The sequence below is a fragment of the Streptomyces sp. NPDC101191 genome (assembly GCF_044767915.1).
In the GTDB taxonomy this organism is placed as follows: domain Bacteria; phylum Actinomycetota; class Actinomycetes; order Streptomycetales; family Streptomycetaceae; genus Streptomyces.
In genome coordinates, this window is the sequence record NZ_JBIWOU010000012.1 from 125,129 (window position 1) to 142,861 (window position 17,733).

General features: G+C 72.5%; 16 protein-coding genes and 1 tRNA gene. 6 read left to right on the forward strand and 11 right to left on the reverse strand.

From position 1 onward, the window contains the following. The first annotated feature begins 79 nt into the window (after positions 1-79). Genes ACIRQF_RS34470 through ACIRQF_RS34480 form a run of 3 tightly spaced genes read left to right on the forward strand, consistent with a single transcriptional unit; the run spans position 80 to position 2,275 of the window. Positions 80-697 (forward strand): ArsR/SmtB family transcription factor, encoded by a 618-nt coding sequence (locus ACIRQF_RS34470; protein WP_404098485.1) that lies wholly within the window; start codon positions 80-82, stop codon positions 695-697. A gap of 29 nt (positions 698-726) precedes the next feature. Further along, on the forward strand, positions 727-912 hold the full coding sequence (locus ACIRQF_RS34475) for a hypothetical protein (protein ID WP_404098488.1): 186 nt from the start codon (positions 727-729) through the stop codon (positions 910-912). Positions 913-955: 43 nt separating this feature from the next. After that, positions 956-2,275 (forward strand): MFS transporter, encoded by a 1,320-nt coding sequence (locus tag ACIRQF_RS34480; protein WP_404098491.1) that lies wholly within the window; start codon positions 956-958, stop codon positions 2,273-2,275. Here the strand turns inward: ACIRQF_RS34480 and ACIRQF_RS34485 are convergent. Beyond that, positions 2,208-3,011 carry a hypothetical protein gene (locus ACIRQF_RS34485; protein WP_404098494.1) on the reverse strand — a complete coding sequence of 268 codons (804 nt, stop codon included), beginning with the start codon at positions 3,009-3,011 and terminating at the stop codon, positions 2,208-2,210. The genes ACIRQF_RS34480 and ACIRQF_RS34485 overlap by 68 nt on opposite strands. A gap of 456 nt (positions 3,012-3,467) precedes the next feature. Next, complete coding sequence (locus ACIRQF_RS34490) at positions 3,468-4,634, reverse strand: alpha/beta hydrolase family protein (RefSeq protein WP_404098497.1); 1,167 nt, start codon at positions 4,632-4,634, stop codon at positions 3,468-3,470. 85 nt (positions 4,635-4,719) lie between these two features. Here ACIRQF_RS34490 and ACIRQF_RS34495 point away from each other — a divergent pair, with 85 nt between their 5' ends. Beyond that, positions 4,720-5,697 (forward strand): ArsR family transcriptional regulator, encoded by a 978-nt coding sequence (locus ACIRQF_RS34495; RefSeq protein WP_404098500.1) that lies wholly within the window; start codon positions 4,720-4,722, stop codon positions 5,695-5,697. A 304-nt stretch (positions 5,698-6,001) separates the two neighbouring features. Here ACIRQF_RS34495 and ACIRQF_RS34500 read toward each other — a convergent pair whose 3' ends face one another. From ACIRQF_RS34500 to ACIRQF_RS34520, 5 genes are all read right to left on the reverse strand, one after another. Then, positions 6,002-6,643 (reverse strand): helix-turn-helix domain-containing protein, encoded by a 642-nt coding sequence (locus ACIRQF_RS34500; protein WP_365339541.1) that lies wholly within the window; start codon positions 6,641-6,643, stop codon positions 6,002-6,004. An 818-nt stretch (positions 6,644-7,461) separates the two neighbouring features. Then, complete coding sequence (locus tag ACIRQF_RS34505) at positions 7,462-9,255, reverse strand: DEAD/DEAH box helicase (protein WP_376638289.1); 1,794 nt, start codon at positions 9,253-9,255, stop codon at positions 7,462-7,464. A 105-nt stretch (positions 9,256-9,360) separates the two neighbouring features. Continuing rightward, the gene (locus tag ACIRQF_RS34510) at positions 9,361-9,753 is read right to left on the reverse strand and encodes a type II toxin-antitoxin system death-on-curing family toxin (RefSeq protein WP_404098503.1); all 393 of its coding nucleotides are present in this window, start codon (positions 9,751-9,753) and stop codon (positions 9,361-9,363) included. A gap of 41 nt (positions 9,754-9,794) precedes the next feature. Beyond that, on the reverse strand, positions 9,795-9,992 hold the full coding sequence (locus ACIRQF_RS34515; RefSeq protein ID WP_404098506.1) for a hypothetical protein: 198 nt from the start codon (positions 9,990-9,992) through the stop codon (positions 9,795-9,797). 193 nt (positions 9,993-10,185) lie between these two features. Further along, the gene (locus ACIRQF_RS34520; RefSeq protein WP_404098508.1) at positions 10,186-11,673 is read right to left on the reverse strand and encodes an MFS transporter; all 1,488 of its coding nucleotides are present in this window, start codon (positions 11,671-11,673) and stop codon (positions 10,186-10,188) included. A gap of 179 nt (positions 11,674-11,852) precedes the next feature. Between ACIRQF_RS34520 and ACIRQF_RS34525 the strand changes: the two genes are divergently transcribed. After that, a tRNA-Cys gene (locus ACIRQF_RS34525) sits at positions 11,853-11,927 on the forward strand. 202 nt (positions 11,928-12,129) lie between these two features. Here ACIRQF_RS34525 and ACIRQF_RS34530 read toward each other — a convergent pair. The 4 genes from ACIRQF_RS34530 to ACIRQF_RS34545 all read right to left on the reverse strand — a co-directional run bounded on the left by ACIRQF_RS34530 (position 12,130) and on the right by ACIRQF_RS34545 (position 16,593). Further along, entirely contained in the window at positions 12,130-12,783 is a 654-nt protein-coding gene (locus tag ACIRQF_RS34530) for a hypothetical protein (protein ID WP_404098511.1), read from the reverse strand. Between the two features lie 2 nt (positions 12,784-12,785). Further along, entirely contained in the window at positions 12,786-15,122 is a 2,337-nt protein-coding gene (locus ACIRQF_RS34535; RefSeq protein WP_404098514.1) for a hypothetical protein, read from the reverse strand. A gap of 14 nt (positions 15,123-15,136) precedes the next feature. Further along, positions 15,137-15,562 (reverse strand): hypothetical protein, encoded by a 426-nt coding sequence (locus tag ACIRQF_RS34540; RefSeq protein WP_382485989.1) that lies wholly within the window; start codon positions 15,560-15,562, stop codon positions 15,137-15,139. 263 nt (positions 15,563-15,825) lie between these two features. After that, a complete protein-coding gene (locus ACIRQF_RS34545; protein ID WP_404098517.1) occupies positions 15,826-16,593 on the reverse strand; it encodes a hypothetical protein in 768 nt (255 codons plus the stop codon). Between the two features lie 274 nt (positions 16,594-16,867). Here ACIRQF_RS34545 and ACIRQF_RS34550 point away from each other — a divergent pair, with 274 nt between their 5' ends. Beyond that, a complete protein-coding gene (locus ACIRQF_RS34550) occupies positions 16,868-17,722 on the forward strand; it encodes a serine/threonine protein kinase (RefSeq protein WP_404098520.1) in 855 nt (284 codons plus the stop codon). The last annotated feature ends 11 nt before the right edge of the window (positions 17,723-17,733 follow it).

The window sequence follows — 17,733 nt, forward strand, 5'->3', positions numbered from 1 at the left end:
CGAGGAGCCCCGACGAGTTGCAAAGAAGTCTCTGCAAAAAACCCTTGCAGAGACTTCTTTGCAACTCTACTGTGGAGCCATGCCCGAGAAGCCCGCACCCGACGAGAAGCCTGAGCAGGCCGTCGAGAAGCCCGCACCCCGCGTGCTCGACCCGCGTTCCCTGCGCGGGCTCGCCCACCCCCTGCGCATCCAGATCCTGCGCGCCCTGCGCCACCACGGCCCCGCCACCGCCTCCCAGCTGGGCGAGCGGCTCGGCGAGTCCAGCGGCGCCACGAGCTACCACCTGCGCCAGCTCGCCGCCCACGGCTTCGTCCAGGACGACCCGACGCGGGGCAAGGGGCGGGAGCGGTGGTGGAAGGCGGCACAGGAGGGCACGGCCGTCGACGAGGCGCTGTTCAAGAACCCGGACCCGGAGGTCCAGGGCGCCGTCGAGGTCTTCCTCTACGAGATCGCCAACATCCACACCCAGGAGCTCAACACCTACCTGGGCACGCGGCACCAGTTCCCCGACGCGTGGAGCGGCGCCTCCGACATCAGCGACTTCACGCTCCATCTGACCGCCGAGCGGCAGCGCGAGCTCAACGAGAAGATCCACCGGCTGATCGACGAGTACACGGCCCTCGCCGAGCAGGACGCCGCCGACACCCAGCGCGTCCGGATGCACCTGCACGCCTTCCCCCAGCACGGCGCCAACTGACCGCTCCACCGACCGGAAAGGCCACGCCCATGCACGCCGACATCCACCTCACGCTGCACCGCCTGACCGCCGCCGAACTCCAGGAGGCGGCCGCCGTCGCCGCCCCCACCACCCCCGTACGGGTCCGACTCGGCTGGAGGCTCGTCGAGTGCGGCCTCCGGCTCGCCGTCCCGCGGCCCGCCGCCGCCCGCACCGCGATCCACGCCGCCGTCTGACCCAGCCGACCGAACCGCGAACGAATCCGGGGGGATATCCGCCGTGCGCTCCCGCACACCACTGGCCACCGTCCTGGCCGCCAACGCCATCTCCATCAGCGGCAATTCACTCACCCTCATCGGCGTCCCATGGTTCGCCCTGGAGACCACGGGAAGCCCCGGCAAGGCCGGCCTCGTCGCCTTCTTCGCCGCCGTCCCGGTCGTCGTGTCCGCCATCGTCGGCGGCCCGGTCATCGACCGGATCGGCCGCCGCCGCATCTCCGTCGCCTCCGACCTCGTCTGCGCCCTCGCGCTCGCCTCGATCCCCCTGCTCAACCAGGCCGGCGTCCTGCGCTTCTGGATGCTGTGCGCGCTGATGGCCGTGACCGGCCTCTTCCACGCGCCCGGCGAGACCGCACGGCACGTCCTCATCCCCGACCTCGCGAAGCGCGCCGACACCCCGCTCACCCGCGCCGCCAGCCTCTACGACGCCGTCTCACGCGGCGCCCGCATGACCGGAGCGGCCGTCGCCGGCATCCTGGTCGCGTTCATCGGCGCCGACACCGTGCTGTACGTCGACGCCGCCACGTTCGGCGTCTCCGCCCTGCTCGTACTCGCGGGCCTGCGGGGCGTACCGTCCGCCGAGCCGCTGCGCGGAGCGCCGCCGCTGTCGCTCGCCGCCTACCGGGCCGACCTGCGCGAGGGGTACTCCTTCATGCTGCGCTCCCGGCTGCTGCTCGGCGTCAACCTGATGGTGATGATCACCAACGGCCTGGGGCAGAGCTGGAACTCGGTGCTCCTGCCGGTCCACGCCCGCGAGGACCTGGGCGGCTCGGCCGCGCTCGGCCTGCTCGTGGCCGTGTTCGGCGGCTGCGCCCTGGCCGGAGCACTGCTCTACGGGGCCTTCGGCCACCGGTTCCCGCGCCGCCCGGTGTTCGCGGTCGGCTTCCTGCTCGTCGGCACCCCGCCGTACCTGGTCGCCGCCTTCACGGACACCACCATGCCGCTGCTCGTGGTGATGGCCCTGGGCGGCCTCGGGGCCGGGGTGCTCAACCCGATCCTCGCCACCGTCTTCTACGAGATCGTCCCGGACGAGCTGCGCACCCGCGTCGGCGGCGCCAGCACCGCCAGCGTGCTGCTGACCACCCCGCTCGGCGGGCTCGCGGCGGGCTATCTGGTCGAACGGGCGGGCCTCACCACGACGTTGGTCATCTGCGCCACGATCTTCTTCCTCGCCACGCTCGCGCCGCTGGTGTTCCCGTCCTGGAAGGGACTGGACGCCCCCGCCCGGGCGGCGGGGGACGGCGACGGATCCGTCAGCAGCTCGGCACCTTCGACTCCTGCCCCTGCTCCAGGGCCCGCAGCGACGACACCGCGTCGCTGAGCGCGGTCACCGGCACCAGGCGGAGCCCCTTCGGCTGCTCCGCCCGGGCCTGGGAGCACTCGTCCTTCGGCACCAGGAAGACGGTGGCCCCGTCACGGGCGGCGGCCTGCGTCTTCAGGGAGACCCCGCCGACGGCGCCGACCGTGCCGTCCGGCTCGATCGTGCCCGTACCGGCGACGGTCCGGCCGCCGGTGAGGTCGCCGCCGTCACCGTCCCCGTCGATCTTGTCGACGATGCCCAGGGAGAACAGCAGGCCGGCGCTGGGCCCGCCGATGTCGGCGAGGTGGAGCTGCACCTTGACCTTGGCCGGGTCCAGCTTCAGATAGCCGAGGGCGGCCAGGGTCGCCGCGTCCTGCGACTCCTTCATCTGGCCGAGGTTGTGCTGCTCGATCTCCTCGTCGGATTTGCCCGCAGGGTAGACCGAGGACTTCGGCAGAACCGCCCGGTCCGCGCGGAACCAGGCGTCGGCCACCTCACCGAGGTCGATCGACTCCGACGGACCGGTCGCCAGGATCGTCGTCATCCGCAGCTGCCCGTCGGTCGGGCGGACCGGGGCGCCGGAGATGGTGATCACCTCGCGCCCCTGGTCCTTGCCGAGCACGTCGGCGGTCGTGCCGGGCTGTGCGATCGAGAACGGCAGCGGCGCCAGCCCGGCGACCGCGAACAGCGCGGCGACGGGCAGGGCGCAGAGCGCGAGGGCACGGTTGCGCGGGAGACCAGCGAGACGGGAGAGCACGCACCCAATCTACTGGGCGGCTTCGGGGCATCTACTGGGCGGCTGTGGGGGCGCCCAGGTCGTGTCTTTCGCATCAGGCCGGATCGGGGGACGCCGGATCGGGGGACGCCGGATCGGGGGATGCCGGATCGGGGGATGCCGGATCGGGGGACGGATCGTCTCGGGACCCGGCCTGGCCCCCTCGGGCCCCGCACTGCCCCCTCGGGCCCGGCCCGACCCGCGGCCCCGGGCTGCCGCCGGGCTGCCCCTCGGCCCTGGCCTGCACCCTCGGGCCCGGCCTGCGCCCCTCGGGCCCTTGCCTGCCCGCTCGGCCCGGCCTGCCCCCCTCGCCCCGGCCTGCCCACCTCGGGCCCGGCCCGACCCGTGAGCCCAGGCTGACCCGTGAGCCCGGGCTGACCCGTGAGTCCGGGCCGGGGTGTCCGTGCGCCGAGCGGGCGGGCCGGGCCCGGCGGGGTGCTAGGCCGGTCGGCGGCTGAAGAAGGCACCCAGGCGCCGCCGCACCGCCGCCGTCGTCCGGGCCGGGTCGCCGGTGCCGACCAGGGCGGCCCGCGTCGCGCCCGTCACCAGCCCGGCGGCCTGGAGCCGTGGGACGAGCGCCGCGTAGTCGGTGAAGGCCCAGTGGGCGGCGTCCGCGAGCCGCGCGCGCCGGGCGGGCAGGCCGGACCAGGAGCGTTCGATCCGGGCGGCGTCCTCGAAGCCGTCGGTGCGGAAGAGCAGCAGGGGCCGGTCGAAGCCGTCGAGGGGATCGAGGTCGAGATAGCCCTCCAGGTTCGCCACGGCACGGATCCGGGCGTCGGCACGGGCCGCGTACACCGCCGCGGTGCCGCCGGCGGAGTGCCCGTAGGCGCCGATCCGGTCCGGGTCCATGACGGGGGCGAGGGAGAGGCCGCCCAGCCGGTCCAGGACGCACCGCAGGTCCGCGACCCGGGTGTCGATCATCGTCCGGAAGGTCGCCGGGTCCGGCGGGCCGTACAGGACGGTGGTCCGCATCCCGCCGGGGAGCTCCACCTGGCTCGCGTCGCCGGGATGGTCGACGAGGACGACCACCCGGCCATGACTGGCCAGGTCCTCGGCGAGGCTCGTGCCGAGGGTGCGCGAGTCCCCGCCGCCCGGGCTGTACAGCAGCACCGGGCGGCGCCCCGGCAGCGGCGGCGCGTCCACGTGCCCGTGGGTGAGGACGGCGCCCCAGTCCACCGCCCCCTCCTCGGGAAGCCCCGGGTGGACGTGCGGGGCGTACGCGGCGAAGACGCGCGCGGCGGCGGGCGTGAGCTGCGGGGCGCGCGGGCAGCCTCGGACGCTGCGGGCCGGGTACAGGACGGTGAGCATCAGCTCCCGTGCCCCGCCCACCCACGGGTCGGTACGGGACGGGTCGGTCAGATGGACGGTGCGCAGACCCACGGGGTGGGGCCCGGTCGGCGCGGGCAGCCGCAGCCGCGGCGGCGGGGCGAGGGCGGCGGCCCGGGCGTTGGAGGCGGTGGCGGCAGGCGCGGCGGCCGCGGAGAACAGCACGCCGGCGGCGGCCAGCAGCGCTCCCCTGGCCACGGTCCGGCGGCCGAGGACGGAGGCGGCGACGGAGGCGGTGTCGGGGACGGAGGCGGGGACGGAGGCGGTGTCGGGTGTCATACCGGCATCCTTGGGGCGGGGCGGGGGCCCGGGCCAAGGTTCAGGCCCTGCCCGAAAGGCAGGCGGAAGACGAGGAGTTGTGCGGGTGCTGCGCATCCATTTCACGGGGGACGACCTCGCCGGGGTCCGCTTCGCGCCGCGCCCCGCGCCGCTCCAGGAGCTGCACGCGGCGCTCACGACGGCCGTACGGCCCGGCCCCGCGCCCCTGCTCGGCCCCTGGCGCGGCCGGATCCTGCGTGCCCTGCCCACCGCCGCCGGCCCGCTCGCCGACCTGGTCCCGGCGGGCCGCCCGCCGGTCTTCCTCGACGTCCTCGGCGACACCCTGGCCGAGAGCCTCGACCACATCCGCGCCACGCGGCCGGAGCTCGTCCGCACCGAGCTGGAGCGCGTCTACGGGCCGATGCCGGCGCCCCGCTGGATCCGGGGCCTGCACGCGGGCGAGGGGCCGTCCTGGCGCACCGTGGGCCGGGCCCAGCGGGCCGCGTACGAGGCGGTCCTGGCGCCCGTCTGGTCCGCGGTGCAGGACCTGCACCGCGACGCCTTCGCCCGGTACGCGCTGACGGCCGCGGAACACGGCGTCGCCGCCGCGCTGACGGCCCTGGCCCCGGGCAGCACGCTCCGCGACGGTGTGTGGGAGTGGCCGGGCGCCGCGGCCCGCGACGTCCGCCTCGGCGGCAGGGGCATGGTCCTGCTCCCGACCTTCCACCACCCGGCGGGCCCGCTCCTGCAGGACCTCCCGGGCCGGCCGGTGGTCCTCACGTATCCGGCGGGCCCCGGCCTGCCGCCCGTGCCGGACGGCGCGGGCGACCCGGGTGACCCCGACGAGGCGCTCGCGGCGACGCTGGGCCGCACCCGCGCCGAAGCCCTCCGGCTGCTCGCCGAACCGCGGACGACGACGTCCCTGGCCCGCGCGCTCCGGGTCAGCAACGCGACGGCGTCGGCGCACGCGGCGGCACTGAGAGCGGCGGGTCTGGTGACCACACGGCGCACCGGAAGATCGGTGAGCCATGAACGGACGGCGCTGGGGACGCTGCTCGTCCTGCCGAACGGCGTGACGCCCTGACCGGACGGCTCCGGACAGCCGGGCGGGGTACCCCTGCCGGTACCGATGCCGGTGTCGGATCCGATGCCGGTGTCGGCTCAGGTGTCGGTGCCGGTCGATGCCGCAGGCGATGCCGGTACCGGTTCTGGTGTCGATGCCGCTACCGGTTCCGGTGCCGGGCGCCGGAAGGAACTCCTGTCCGGTGTCACGGCCCCGGGGAAGGGAAGCTCCGTAGGACCGCCGGACGCAGCCCTGGCGCCCCTTGCGCCTCCGGCGACCCCGGCGACCCCCTGCGGCCCCCGGCAGCCCCCTGAGGCCGCGCGTCCTAGCGCAGGGCGTCGGCGACCTCCCGGGCGGCGTCGACGACGCGGGGGCCGACGCGCTCCGGCACGGCGTCCGCGAGCATCACGACACCCACGCTGCCCTCTATGCCGGTCACGCCGACCAGCGGCGCGGCGGCTCCGCTGGCGCCCGCCTCCAGCTCCCCGTGGGTGAGCGTGAAGCCCGGTTCGGTGAGCTCGCCCAGCCGGGCGGCGAGGATGGCGCGGCCGGCCGCCCCGCGGTCCAGCGGGTGGCGGAAGCCGGCCCGGTAGGCCACGTGGTAGTCGGTCCAGGTCGGTTCGACGACGGCGACCGCGAGGGCCTCCGCGCCATCCACGAGGGTCAGGTGCGCGGTCGCGCCTATGTCCTCGGCGAGCGAGCGCAGCGCGGGCAGCGCGGCCTCGCGGACCAGGGGGTGGACCTGGCGGCCGAGGCGCAGCACGCCGAGCCCGACCCGGGCGCGGCCGCCGAGGTCACGGCGTACGAGGGCGTGCTGTTCGAGCGTGGCGAGCAGTCGGTAGACGACTGTCCGGTTCACACCGAGTCGGTTGGACAACTCGGTGACGGTCAGGCCGTGGTCGGTGTCGGCGAGCAGTTTGAGGACTCTGAGTCCCCGGTCGAGCGTCTGGGAGGTCTCCGCGGTCACGACGCCCTCTCCTTCGGAGTGAGTGACAGCGGACTCGTACGAAAGCTGCGACACCGGTCCCATCGGCGACGCACGTCAGAGGCCGCCGGCAGGACGGGGCACACCGGCTGCGCTCCGCGGCGGCGCTGCCACGGGGCGTTTGCTTGAGGCGGGACAGTAGCGACCGTCTCCGCTCAGCGGAAGACCTCGTCCAGAATCCGGGCGCGCACGACCGGATACGGGCGGTTCGGGACCTAAGTCGGCCGAACGCGGGACTTTGGCTGACAAGACGGGCCGGTGGGGACCCCTGACATGGAGGATGCGGGGTCCGACCGCGGGGGCCGGTCGGCGTCGCCGCGCCCGGCCTCCCGGGACGGCTGAGGTCCGACCTCACGGTCGCGGACGGCAGTCGCGTAAGGGGTCGCATAAGGCAGTCGCGTACGGGCCTCGACCCGCGGGAACTCGTTTGCGGCCCGTCACGGCGTTGCAGCCGCACCGAGGGGCGCCGGCCTCGCCGCCGACGGGGGCGGGGCCTGCGAGGGCGCGGCCCGCGACGGGCGCAAGGCCGGCGACGGGGGCCGGGCCGCCGGTGGGGGCGGGGCCGGCGCGGGCAGGGCCGGCGGGGGCGGGTCTCGGTGGCCGAATCACGGCCCTCGGATCGCCGCCGGCAGGACACCGTGGCCGGATCACCACCCCCGGGTCACGACCGGCGGTCACCGGGGCGGGACGCCCTGCCCGGGTCACGACCGGCGGTCACCGGGGCGGGACGCCCTGCCCGGGTCACGACCGGCGGTCGCCGGTGGCGGGGCGCCCTGCCTGGGGCGCAGGGGCGGGGCGGGTCACCGCATGCGGGTGGCCCACTCCTGCACCTTCTTGATCCGCTCGCGGATCTGTCCGGCGGTCGCCTCGGCGCTCGGCGGCCCGCCGCAGACGCGACGCAGCTCGGTGTGGATCACACCGTGCGGCTTGCCGCTCTGGTGGACGTACGCACCGACCATCGTGTTGAGCTGTTTCCTCAGCTCAAGCAGCTCCTTGTGGGAAACCACGGGCCGCCGTTCCGCCGGAAGCTCCAGCAGATCGGCCTCGGTGTCCGGCTTCTTGCGGCTGTGCGCGATCTGCCGGGCCTGCCGCTTCTGCAGGAGGAGCTGCACCTGGTCGGGTTCGAGGAGGCCGGGGATGCCGAGGTAGTCCTGCTCCTCCTCGCTGCCGGGGTGGGCCTGCATGCCGAACTCGGCCGCGTTGTAGAGCACCCGGTCGAAGACGGCGTCGGATTCCAGCGCCTCGAAGGGCAGCATGTCCTGCTCGCCGGTGTCCTCGTCCTGCTGCTTCTCGGCCTCCGCCAGTTCCTTCTCGGACTCCGCGTACGGGTCCTCCTCCCCCTCCTTCTTCGGCCGGTCGAGGACGTGGTCGCGCTCGACCTCCATCTCGCTGGCGAAGCCGAGGAGGCTGGGGATGGTGGGAAGGAACACGGACGCGGTCTCGCCGCGCCTGCGGGATCGCACGAAGCGCCCGACGGCCTGGGCGAAGAACAGCGGCGTCGAGATCGTCGTCGCGTACACGCCCACGGCGAGGCGGGGCACGTCGACGCCTTCGGACACCATCCGGACCGCGACCATCCATCGGGCGGTGTTCTCGCTGAACTCGTCGATACGGCCGGAGGCCCCGGCGTCGTCGGAGAGGACGACGGTGGCCTTCGTGCCGGTGATCTCGCGGATCAGCTTCGCGTACGCGCGCGCGGAGTCCTGGTCGGAGGCGATGACCAGCCCGCCGGCGTCCGGGATGGACTTGCGGACCTCGGTCAGGCGCTGGTCGGCCGCCCGCAGCACGTTCGGCATCCAGTCGCCGCGCGGGTCGAGGGCGGTGCGCCAGGCCTGCGAGACCGCGTCCTTGGTCATCGGCTCGCCGAGCCGCGCGGCGATCTCGTCGCCGGCCTTGGTGCGCCAGCGCATGTTGCCGCTGTAGGAGAGGAAGATGACCGGCCGGACGACGCCGTCGCCGAGCGCGTTCCCGTAGCCGTAGGTGTAGTCGGCCGAGGAACGCCGGATGCCGTCGTTCCCCTCCTCGTACGTGACGAAGGGGATGGGGTTGGTGTCGGACCGGAAGGGCGTACCGGTCAGGGCCAGCCGGCGGGTCGCGGGCTCGAAGGCCTCCAGACAGGCCTCGCCCCAGGACTTGGAGTCTCCGGCGTGGTGGATCTCGTCGAGGATGACGAGGGTCTTGCGCTGTTCGCTGCGGTTGCGGTGGAGCATGGGCCGCACGCCGACACCGGCGTACGTGATGGCGATCCCGTCGTACTCCTTGCTGAGCGGCCCGGCGCTGTAGTCCGGGTCCAGCTTGATCCCTATCCGCGCCGCGGCCGCCGCCCACTGCTTCTTGAGGTGCTCGGTGGGGGCGACGACCGTGATCTGCTGCACCACGTGGTGGTGCAGCAGCCAGGACGCGAGGGTCAGCGCGAAGGTGGTCTTGCCGGCGCCGGGCGTGGCGACCGCGAGGAAGTCACGAGGCTGCTCCTGGATGTACTTCTCCATCGCGCCCTGCTGCCAGGCTCGCAGCTTGTTGGCGGTACCCCAGGGGGCACGGCCGGGGAAGGCGGGAGAGAGGTGATGAGAGGAGGTGGCGGTAGTAGTCACGATCTCCGGTTCGACGCTCGTCCAGATATGACAACCGGGCCACCTTACCGGTGCGGCCGGCTCGAACCCGAAGGAACGAGCCCGCGCCGCCCCTCCTTGAGACGGTCCTCACAGCTCCCGCAGTCGCCCGGCGATGCCCGGAATGTCCGCGAGCTCCCCGGCCGCCACCGCGACGACCAGGTCGTATGCGCGATCGAGGTCGACGTCGGCGAGATCGACCCCGTTGACACCGAGGAAGACGGCGGCGGACAGCCAGGCGGCCCGCTTGTTGCCGTCGACGAAGGGATGGTTCGAGGCGATCGCGTGCAGCAGCACGGCGGCCTGCTCGTGCACGTCCCGGTACGCACTCTCACCGAACATGCGCGCCCGCGGCCGGTGCACGGCCGACTCCAGCAGCCCGGGCGCGCGCAGTTCGGGCAGACCGTCCCCGGTGAAGGCGATGCGCGCGATCTCCGTGACCTCGGCGACGGTCAGGAAGCGGCTCCCGCTCGTTGCCGCCATTCGCGCCGTTCCCGCCGTTCCCGTCGTTCCTGCCGTTCCTGTCATTCCCCGAGCCTCCTCAGCAGCGCCTGGTGCCGGACGGCGAGCCGCCGCGCCTCGCCCCGTACGGGGTCGGCCTCGCCTTCCACGTAGCGCCGCACGGCCTCGGCCACGAGCTCGTCGACGGGAACGCCGCGCGCATCGGCGAGATCGGCGACGGCATCGCCGAGGGAGGGCGTGAGGGTGGTGTGCTGGGACATGGGGGGACGGTAGCGGGGCGGGGCCGGTGAGGCGAGCGGATAAGGAGCGGACGGGTAAGGAGCGGACGGACCGGCCTGCGGGCGGGCCTGGGCCGGCCCCCCGCGTGCTGCCGGCCAATCCCGACCGCCTCGCCCTGGCCGTAGCCCTGCCCGTGCCCCTGCCCCTGCCCCTGCCCCTAACTCTTCCTAACCCTCACCTGCCCTGGTCCTGACCCTGGCCCTGGCTCCCGTGGCCGAGCCGGGTGGCCACCCACGCGCCGACCGCTGCGACGCCCGCCATGGGAAGGAAGACGGCGGCGAAGGCGGCGGGGTGGGAGCCGGTCGAGGGGTCGGCCGAGACCGCGTGGCCGACCGCTCCCCCGCCCAGGGTGGCGAAGGCGGCACCGCCGGCGGCGAGGAGCAGGACGTTGGACAGGCCGTCCGAGATCTGGAGGGCGGCGGAGTTCGCGCCGGCCTCCTCGGGGGCGGAGAGCTTGAGCAGCAGCACGCTGGTCGAGGTGATCACCATGCCCATGCCGAAACAGCCGAAGGCCCAGGCCACCGCCACGATCCACACGGGCACGGCGTTGATCAGGACGCTCGGGGCGGTCGCGATGGCGGCGGCGACGAGGACCATTCCGACCACGGCGAGCCGCTCCCGGTACGGCTCGGTACGCGGTCGGGACTGGAACCAGGAGCCGAGCGCCCAGGTGGCCCCGCCGACGGCGAGGGAGAGCCCGGCGAGGGTGGGGCTGAGGCCCCGCTGGGTGACCAGCATGAGCGGCACGAAGGACTCGGCGGCGATGAAGGAGCCGGCGGCTATGCCGCGCAGCAGGACGACGGACGGCAGCCCGCGGGCCGCGCGGTAGGTACCGCGCGGCAGCAGCCCCCGTACGGCAGGAACGAGCAGCGCGGCGCCGGCGAGGGCGGGCAGGACGGAGAGCCAGCGCAGCTCCTGTCCGGCGTACTGGAGCAGGCCGGCGCCGAGGGAGATGCCGAAGGCGAGTCGGATGCGCCGGCGGTCCCAGGGGGCGACCGGGGCGTCGGGGTCGGCGGGACCGGAGGCGGTGCGCCGGATCGCGGGCAGGGCGAGGGCGAGCGGGAGGACGACGAGGACGGGGATGGCGAGGAAGACCCACCGCCACCCGAGGTGCTCGGTGATCGTGCCGGCGGCGAGCGGGCCGACGACGGAGGGGACGACCCAGCCGGCGGCGAAGGCCGCCATCATCGCGGGCCGGAGGTGCTCCTCGTAGGCGCGGCTGATCACCACGTAGAGCGAGACGATCACCAGGCCTCCGCCGAGCCCCTGGACGGCCCGCCCGAGGATGAACAGCCACATGTCCCCGGCCGTGCCGGAGAGCACCAGTCCGGCGGCGAAGGCGCTCATGCCGCCGGCGAGCGGACCGAGCGGGCCGCTGCGGTCGGACCACTGCCCGGAGAGGACCATGCCGAGGAGGCTGGTGGTGAAGTAGGCGGAGAAGGCGAAGGCGTAGACCGAGACGCCGTTCAGCTCGCGGGCGGCCACCGGCATGGCGGTGCCGACGGCGGTCGCCTCGAAGGCGACGACGAGGACGACGGAGACGACGCCGATGCTGAGCGCCCGGTGGGCCCGGTCCAGCACGGATCCGCCGCCGACCGGGACGGGCGGTGCGGCGGCGGGCTTCGGCGCGACGTCGGCGTCGCGCGGTTCGAGGACGCTCATACGCCCCAGAGTAAGGGCCGTATCCGGTTTTGGCCCCTGTCGAGAGTCGTATCCTCCCGGCCCGAAGGTCGTACGACCGAAGGCCCACCGTGAACGCGGTGTGGCAGTCGTGTTGCAGCCCCACCGAAACCGTTGAACCCCCTCCGGGCCCCGCCTAACGTCTTCCTCATCACCACCACGACCGTGTGCCCGAGTGGTTGAGGGGCTCGCCTGCAAAGCGAGTTACGTGGGTTCAATTCCCGCCACGGTCTCCAGCGCCTCGACCAGGCGAAAGAAAAGGGCGGCACCCCACCGGGGGTGCCGCCCTTTCTCGCGCGCCCGTACCGACCCCTGCCTCAGCCGACCTTCAGGCCTCTCTGCCGCGTCCGAAGATCACGTCAGTCGCGCCGAACGATGCTGACGACACGGCGCGCTTGGAGCACACTGACTTACCGTCACTCGTGCGCCCTTCGGCTTTCACGGCTTGGGCTTGAAGACGGGCTCGTCGGAGAGGCCGGCGTTATCGACGCAGCCGAGCTTCTTGACGACGGCGAGGGTGACGGAGTGGAGGACGGTGAGGTTCGCTTCGCGGGTGGCGGGGGTGTCGGGGAGCGGGAATCCACGGGATTCGAGAACCCCCCGGATACGGGCGGCCCGCTCATGGGTCCCATCGAGCTGCGGGCTCACACACCGGACGAACAGGTACGCCTTCTGCCTTCCAGACTGCGCTTCTTGCCCCAGGTCGTACGCGTGAAGACCATCAGGGTGGATGTCCCCGAAGAGCTCACCATCCCCGTAGAGGCCGAAAGTGATGTCGATCCGGTCCGTATTGTCGCCATCTCCGATGCGGCACATCGGCGGATGAAGGGACGATCGCTTCCGCTTCGCGTAGTCCCCGGTCAACTGCTCCGCGCTCCGGCCCAAACCACCCAGCGGAGCAGCATCGAATTCCCTGGTCCCCAAGAGCCTCTCAAGAGCATGACTTGCCTCAGAGGATAGTGTCCCGTCGCACTGCTGCGCGGCGGTAGTGCGCTCCTCCGGCTCCTCGTTACCGCCGCAGGCGGTAACGAGGAGACCCACGATCACTCCCGAGGCGACCGATTTGAGCCGCAAGGTTACCTTCCATCGCATGATCAGTCCGTCTCCGGAGCATTGCCGATTTGCCCCGCAAACAGGTTGCCGTCCCTGTATCCGATGATCACCGAATCGATGAGATCCTGCTTGAGATTTCCGCTCACCTGGGAACGGTGCTCTTTAACGAAGTGCTCCATCGGCGATTCCGCGCTGTACCTACCCGCGAGGTACACAGCTCTTCTGTCGTCGTGGATCTTGGCTTCCGTGGAGTCCTTGTGATCCTCGACAGACTTTTCGGACCAGTCCCCGATGACCTGCCCTGCGAGCTGCTCCATAGCACCTGAGCCCGTGTCCACCGCGAGCGGTACCAAGACCGCCGCGGCACCCGCGGCGGCTGCGGTGGCCGGCAGGAAGGCGACACCGGCTGCGATGGCGGCAGTGGTGCCAAATTCCACCCAGGCGGCCTTCTTTTCCTGTGCTTTCTCATAGTCCTCGTGCAGCTTCATTCCCTCGGCCTCGACCTGTGTTGCACGAGATTGGTCCAACTGCCCCTGGAAAACACCTCCGACTCGCACGGCCTCGCGGGCGCCATCGCCATCGATCCGACCATCTGCGCCGACCTGAGCCTCCAACACGCTGGCGGTGTAAAGGCGCTCCGCCGTGGTCATCGTCGCGTATGCATCCGGGTGCTGCCCCAGTGTGGTGAGGAAGCTGATTGCCTTCTCTTGACCGAACGCCGGGTGCAGCGCCTTATCTTCGGCGCCCGGAGCGTATACGGAGTCCGGATCGCTCTTGGTGAGAGCCCAGTTGAGGTCGTCGACGTAGCCAGCGCCCATGTTGGCCAGGCTGTCCGCCATGGCTGACTGATGCTTCTTTACCAGCTCAGCGTCGCCGCCGTACTTCGTGACCACATCGGCCATGATCCCCGCTGTCGTCGCATCCCGCTTGAGCTCCGGCTTCGGGTCGTCCCACGCATGCCCCAGCGTCGCTGCCTCCAGCGCGTGCCCCAAGGCATCCGGCATGTAGTCCCCCGCCTTCTTCGCATCGTCGGGGTTGTGCCCCTCGACGTCGGGGAAGAACTCGTATTTCTCGTTGGCGAAGAAATCGAGGTAACCCTCGATCTTCGCGCCGTCCTTGTTCTTGCCCAGGTCCAGCGTCCCGCCCACGCTCCCGTCCATCTCGTACGCCGTCGGCTTCCCCGAGAAGAAGTCCTTCGCCGCCTCCGGGCTGTGTCCCAGCGCCTCCAGCATCGGGATCATCGGGTCGAAGCCGGCCCCGTTCACGCCCGACGGGTTGAACGGGTGCTCCAGCCAGCCACTGGTCACCGGCCGGCTGTAGCCGAAGAAGTGCGGGTCCTTGGCGTGGAGCTGGGTGACGTGTTCGGCGATCGGGACGAGGAACTTCGGGTCGTAGTCGCCGTAGCGCATGACGCCGCCGAGCAACTGGTAACCGAACGGCGGGTTGCTGTCGTACTTGGTGAGCGGGATGCGTTCGGTGCCGAGCCGGCGCATCTCCGTGGACCAGTGTTCCGTCCACGCGTCGCCACCCTGCGTGGCGGTGGCGAGGTTGAGGCCCAGGTTTCGCTGGAGGGCCTGGACGTCGGCCAGGCGCTGTTCGTTCACGTCCGGGTACGCGTACGTGTCGGTGGACAGCCGGCCGAAGAACTCCAGCGCGCCCTTGGCGCCCAGGCCGTCGTAGAAGGCGCGGGAGAAGGTCTTCGAGCCCTTGTTGTCGGCCAGGAGTTCGTTGAGCCGGACGAGCTCCTCGTGGGAGAGGTCCCGGCCCTTGCCGGCCAGGTCGATCGCGCGCTGCGCCTCCTCCGCGTCCAGGCTCGTGTACCTCGGCGCGCTGAAGTTGTGCTTGTCGCCGGTGATGTCGGCCCGGAGCGCGTTCGCGCAGGCCACGTCGGCGTCGTCGCAGGTCTCGACGATGGCGTCGATGCGCCGCTGCAGCGCGGCGATCGCCTCGCGTTCCTTGCGGTCGAAGGCGGGGGACTCGGGGTCGGCGGGGGCGACCGCGTCCTTCCGCAGCGAGAACGCGGCTTCGACGACGCCGTTGCTCTTCACCACGAGCCCCTGATGGGGCGCGTCCGTCTCGACGATCCTCGTCAGGTCGTCCTTCGCCTTCCGGAAGGTCCGGTAGCCGTCCTGGAGGACCTTGTGGATGCCGTCGGCCGCCTTCGCCGCGTCCTCGAATTCCTTGGCGGTCTTGTCGATGAAGGGCTTGGTGACCTCGGCGTTCACGCCGCGCCAGGCGTCGGCCTTCGCCTTCGCGGCCATCGTCCTGCGGGCGTCGTCGGCGAGGGTGTCCAGCTTGCGCCGTATCTCGGACCAGCGGTCCGCGGCGTCCTTCATCCTGTCCAGCGGTGCGTGACGCACGTTGTCGAAGGTCAACACGGCTGTTTTCCCGCCTACTTGAAGTACTCGCTGATCTTCGACACGGAGAGGGCCGTTCTGATCTCCTCGTCGTCCTTCGCGTGGGCGCGCGCGCTGTGGTCGAGGTGGTTGGAGATGTGTGCGCAGGCGGAGAGAAGGGTGCCGAGCTGGGAGGCCCAGGTCTCCTGGACGGTCGCCATGGCCGAGCCGGTGCGGAAGCCGTTCCCGGACAGGCCGGCGGCCGCCTCCGACGTGTCCGTACGCGCGTGGTTGCCGTCCTTCAGCAGCCGGCCGTGCAGCTGGAAGGCGGCGTGCCCGATGGCGCCGAGATGGCTCCGGTCCACCCACAGGTCGGCGCCCCCGTTGCCGCTGCCGGGGCCGGGAGACAGCTGGTTGAGCCTCATGCCCACCCGGTGCGCGGCCGCGCTCCGTTCCGCGGCCCATTCCTCTTCGAAGGACACGACTCCCCCAACGGTCACCCGCACGACGCGGCGGCGTCTTCGCCGCCGGAGCGCCAGAGGCTACTCAGGTGAACGGCCGCGCGGCGGGGTCCGCGTCAACACCGATCCGGCGGCAGAACGCACTCCCTGAAAGGCCACCGGCCGTCGCGCCGGGCGGAGCCACTCTTTCGGGGACGGCGAGTCCGTCATGTCTCCGGCGTCACCGGCATCGACGGTGGCCGACACGACCTCGACCAGCGTGGCGAGAACCCGTCGGCGCCCGCTCAGGAGGTGCCAGGCGAGGCGGGCACCGGGGCCGGCACTCCGGGTGCCAGACGGTCGTCGGCACAGCCGAGGTCCTTGGAGACCTGCCGGGCGGCGGCGTTGGCGAGCGTGATCAGCTGGCTCCGCCGGCGCAGATCGCCTTTCTCGGAACCGGGGAACGCGCGGGCGTCCGTGGCGATGACGGTCCCCTTCGCGGGAGGCTCGGGACGACAGAGGAAGAACACTTCGGCGTGGCCGGCGGTCGCGAAGGCCTGCTCCCCCGTCGTGAACCAGGTGGTCGTGTGCGCGAGCCTCTCGTCCCTCCCAGGTGCCTCGTCCACGCCGTTCACGACGACCTGGACGTCCTGCTCCTCCTGACCGGCGGGCCGGAGACGACAGTAGGTGTAGCCCTGGGGGCGGTTCGGATTCTCCTGGCCCGACCGGACGGCGTCGCGGAGCCCCGTCAGGGCCTTGTCGCGGTCGGAGAGACCTTCGCCGAAGCGGTCCGCCCCTGTCACCGCCTTCAGCGCCGCCGTCGTGGCGGCCTCTCTGGCGAACCCTCCGCACACCTCGGCGGCGGCCTTGCCCTTCGGCTCCTCGGGCTCCGCGCCGCCGTTCGAACAGCCGGCGAGCACGATCACCGCCGCCACGGCCGTGCCGGTCCTCGTGACGACCGTCCGCATGCCGGTCCTCGTGATGACCGTCCGCATGCCGGTCCTCGTGATGACCGTCCGCATGCCGGTCCTTCTCGTCCCGCGCACCTGGCGCCACTCTTCGTCGAACGACATCTTTCCCCCGGAAGGCTTCACTTCAGCAAGCGTGGTGGACTACGGGTGGGCACAACTTCCGGGCGGTCACGTACAGATGACACCTGGAGACAAGGCCGACCCCCCTCTTCCGCAATCTTCGCAGGAGCTCACCATCGGTTCCACTCGTAAACCGGCCGGTACCCTCGCAGTGCCCGGCGCGACCACCGCCGCCCGACCCGACCACCCGGGTCGGACCCCGCCGCCCCTTGAGTAGGCTCTCCCTCCTCAGGGGGAACGACAGGGGGATTCGCACATGGAACGGCCGTACCGTCTCGTCACGCGCCTCGACCCGCCCGAGTCGGCGTCGACCGCCGCGTCCCCCACGACTCCGTACCGCCGCTTCGTCGCCAGGTCCGCGGAGGGTGACCGTACGGTGCTGTTCAGCGCCCCGCACCCCGGCGCCGACCCGGACCTCTTCCGCGCCGAGGCCGAGGCGGCCCAGCGGGTGACGGCGCCCTGGACCCTGCCGGTCCAGGCGGTCGGCGGCGCCGACGGTGCCGGCGGCTCCTGGTTCACCCAGCCCTACTCCCCCGCCCTCCCGCTCCCCGTCGCCCTGGCCGTGCACGGCGGGCCGTTGCCCGAGGGAACGGTCCGGGTGATCGGGGCGGCGATCGCCGAGGCGATCGCGGCGCTGCACGCGCAGGGTGTGACGCATGCGGGGGTGGCGCCGGCCGCCGTGCTGCTGACGGCGGACGGGCCGCGACTGACGGGCTTCGGAACGGCACGGGCCACGGACCGGGTGGACCGGGAGGCGCAGGCCCCGGAGGAGGCGGCGGCCGGCGCGGTGCCGGGGACGCCGGGAGACGTGTACGGGCTGGGCGCGGTGCTCGCGTACGCGGCGACGGGGCACACCGTCCCGGAGCGCTCCGAACTGCCGGACTCCCTGCGGTCGGTGGTCTCCGCGTGTCTGACCCGCGACCCGGCGCAGCGCCCGGCCGCCGCCGCCCTGCTGACCGCTCTCGCCCCGCCGGCCCCGCACGGCACGGTGCTCGGCTCTGCGGCCTCGCTGCTGACGCCGGGCTGGCTGCCCGCCCGGGTGGTGGCGGCGCTGGCCCACCAGTCGGCGTCGCTCCTCGCGGCCGATCTGCCCGCCACCAGCGGCTCTTGACCACCCATGGA

Excerpts from the sequence above, each read along its gene's own strand:
- ACIRQF_RS34470 (WP_404098485.1), top strand. The coding sequence starts at position 80 with ATGCCCGAGAAGCCCGCACCCGACGAGAAGCCTGAGCAGGCCGTCGAG.
- ACIRQF_RS34475 (WP_404098488.1), top strand. The coding sequence starts at position 727 with ATGCACGCCGACATCCACCTCACGCTGCACCGCCTGACCGCCGCCGAA.
- ACIRQF_RS34490 (WP_404098497.1), bottom strand. The coding sequence starts at position 4,634 with ATGACACCCGACACCGCCTCCGTCCCCGCCTCCGTCCCCGACACCGCC.
- ACIRQF_RS34510 (WP_404098503.1), bottom strand. The coding sequence starts at position 9,753 with ATGGCGGCAACGAGCGGGAGCCGCTTCCTGACCGTCGCCGAGGTCACG.
- ACIRQF_RS34515 (WP_404098506.1), bottom strand. The coding sequence starts at position 9,992 with ATGTCCCAGCACACCACCCTCACGCCCTCCCTCGGCGATGCCGTCGCC.
- ACIRQF_RS34520 (WP_404098508.1), bottom strand. The coding sequence starts at position 11,673 with ATGAGCGTCCTCGAACCGCGCGACGCCGACGTCGCGCCGAAGCCCGCC.
- ACIRQF_RS34530 (WP_404098511.1), bottom strand. The coding sequence starts at position 12,783 with ATGCGATGGAAGGTAACCTTGCGGCTCAAATCGGTCGCCTCGGGAGTG.
- ACIRQF_RS34545 (WP_404098517.1), bottom strand. The coding sequence starts at position 16,593 with ATGTCGTTCGACGAAGAGTGGCGCCAGGTGCGCGGGACGAGAAGGACC.
- ACIRQF_RS34550 (WP_404098520.1), top strand. The coding sequence starts at position 16,868 with ATGGAACGGCCGTACCGTCTCGTCACGCGCCTCGACCCGCCCGAGTCG.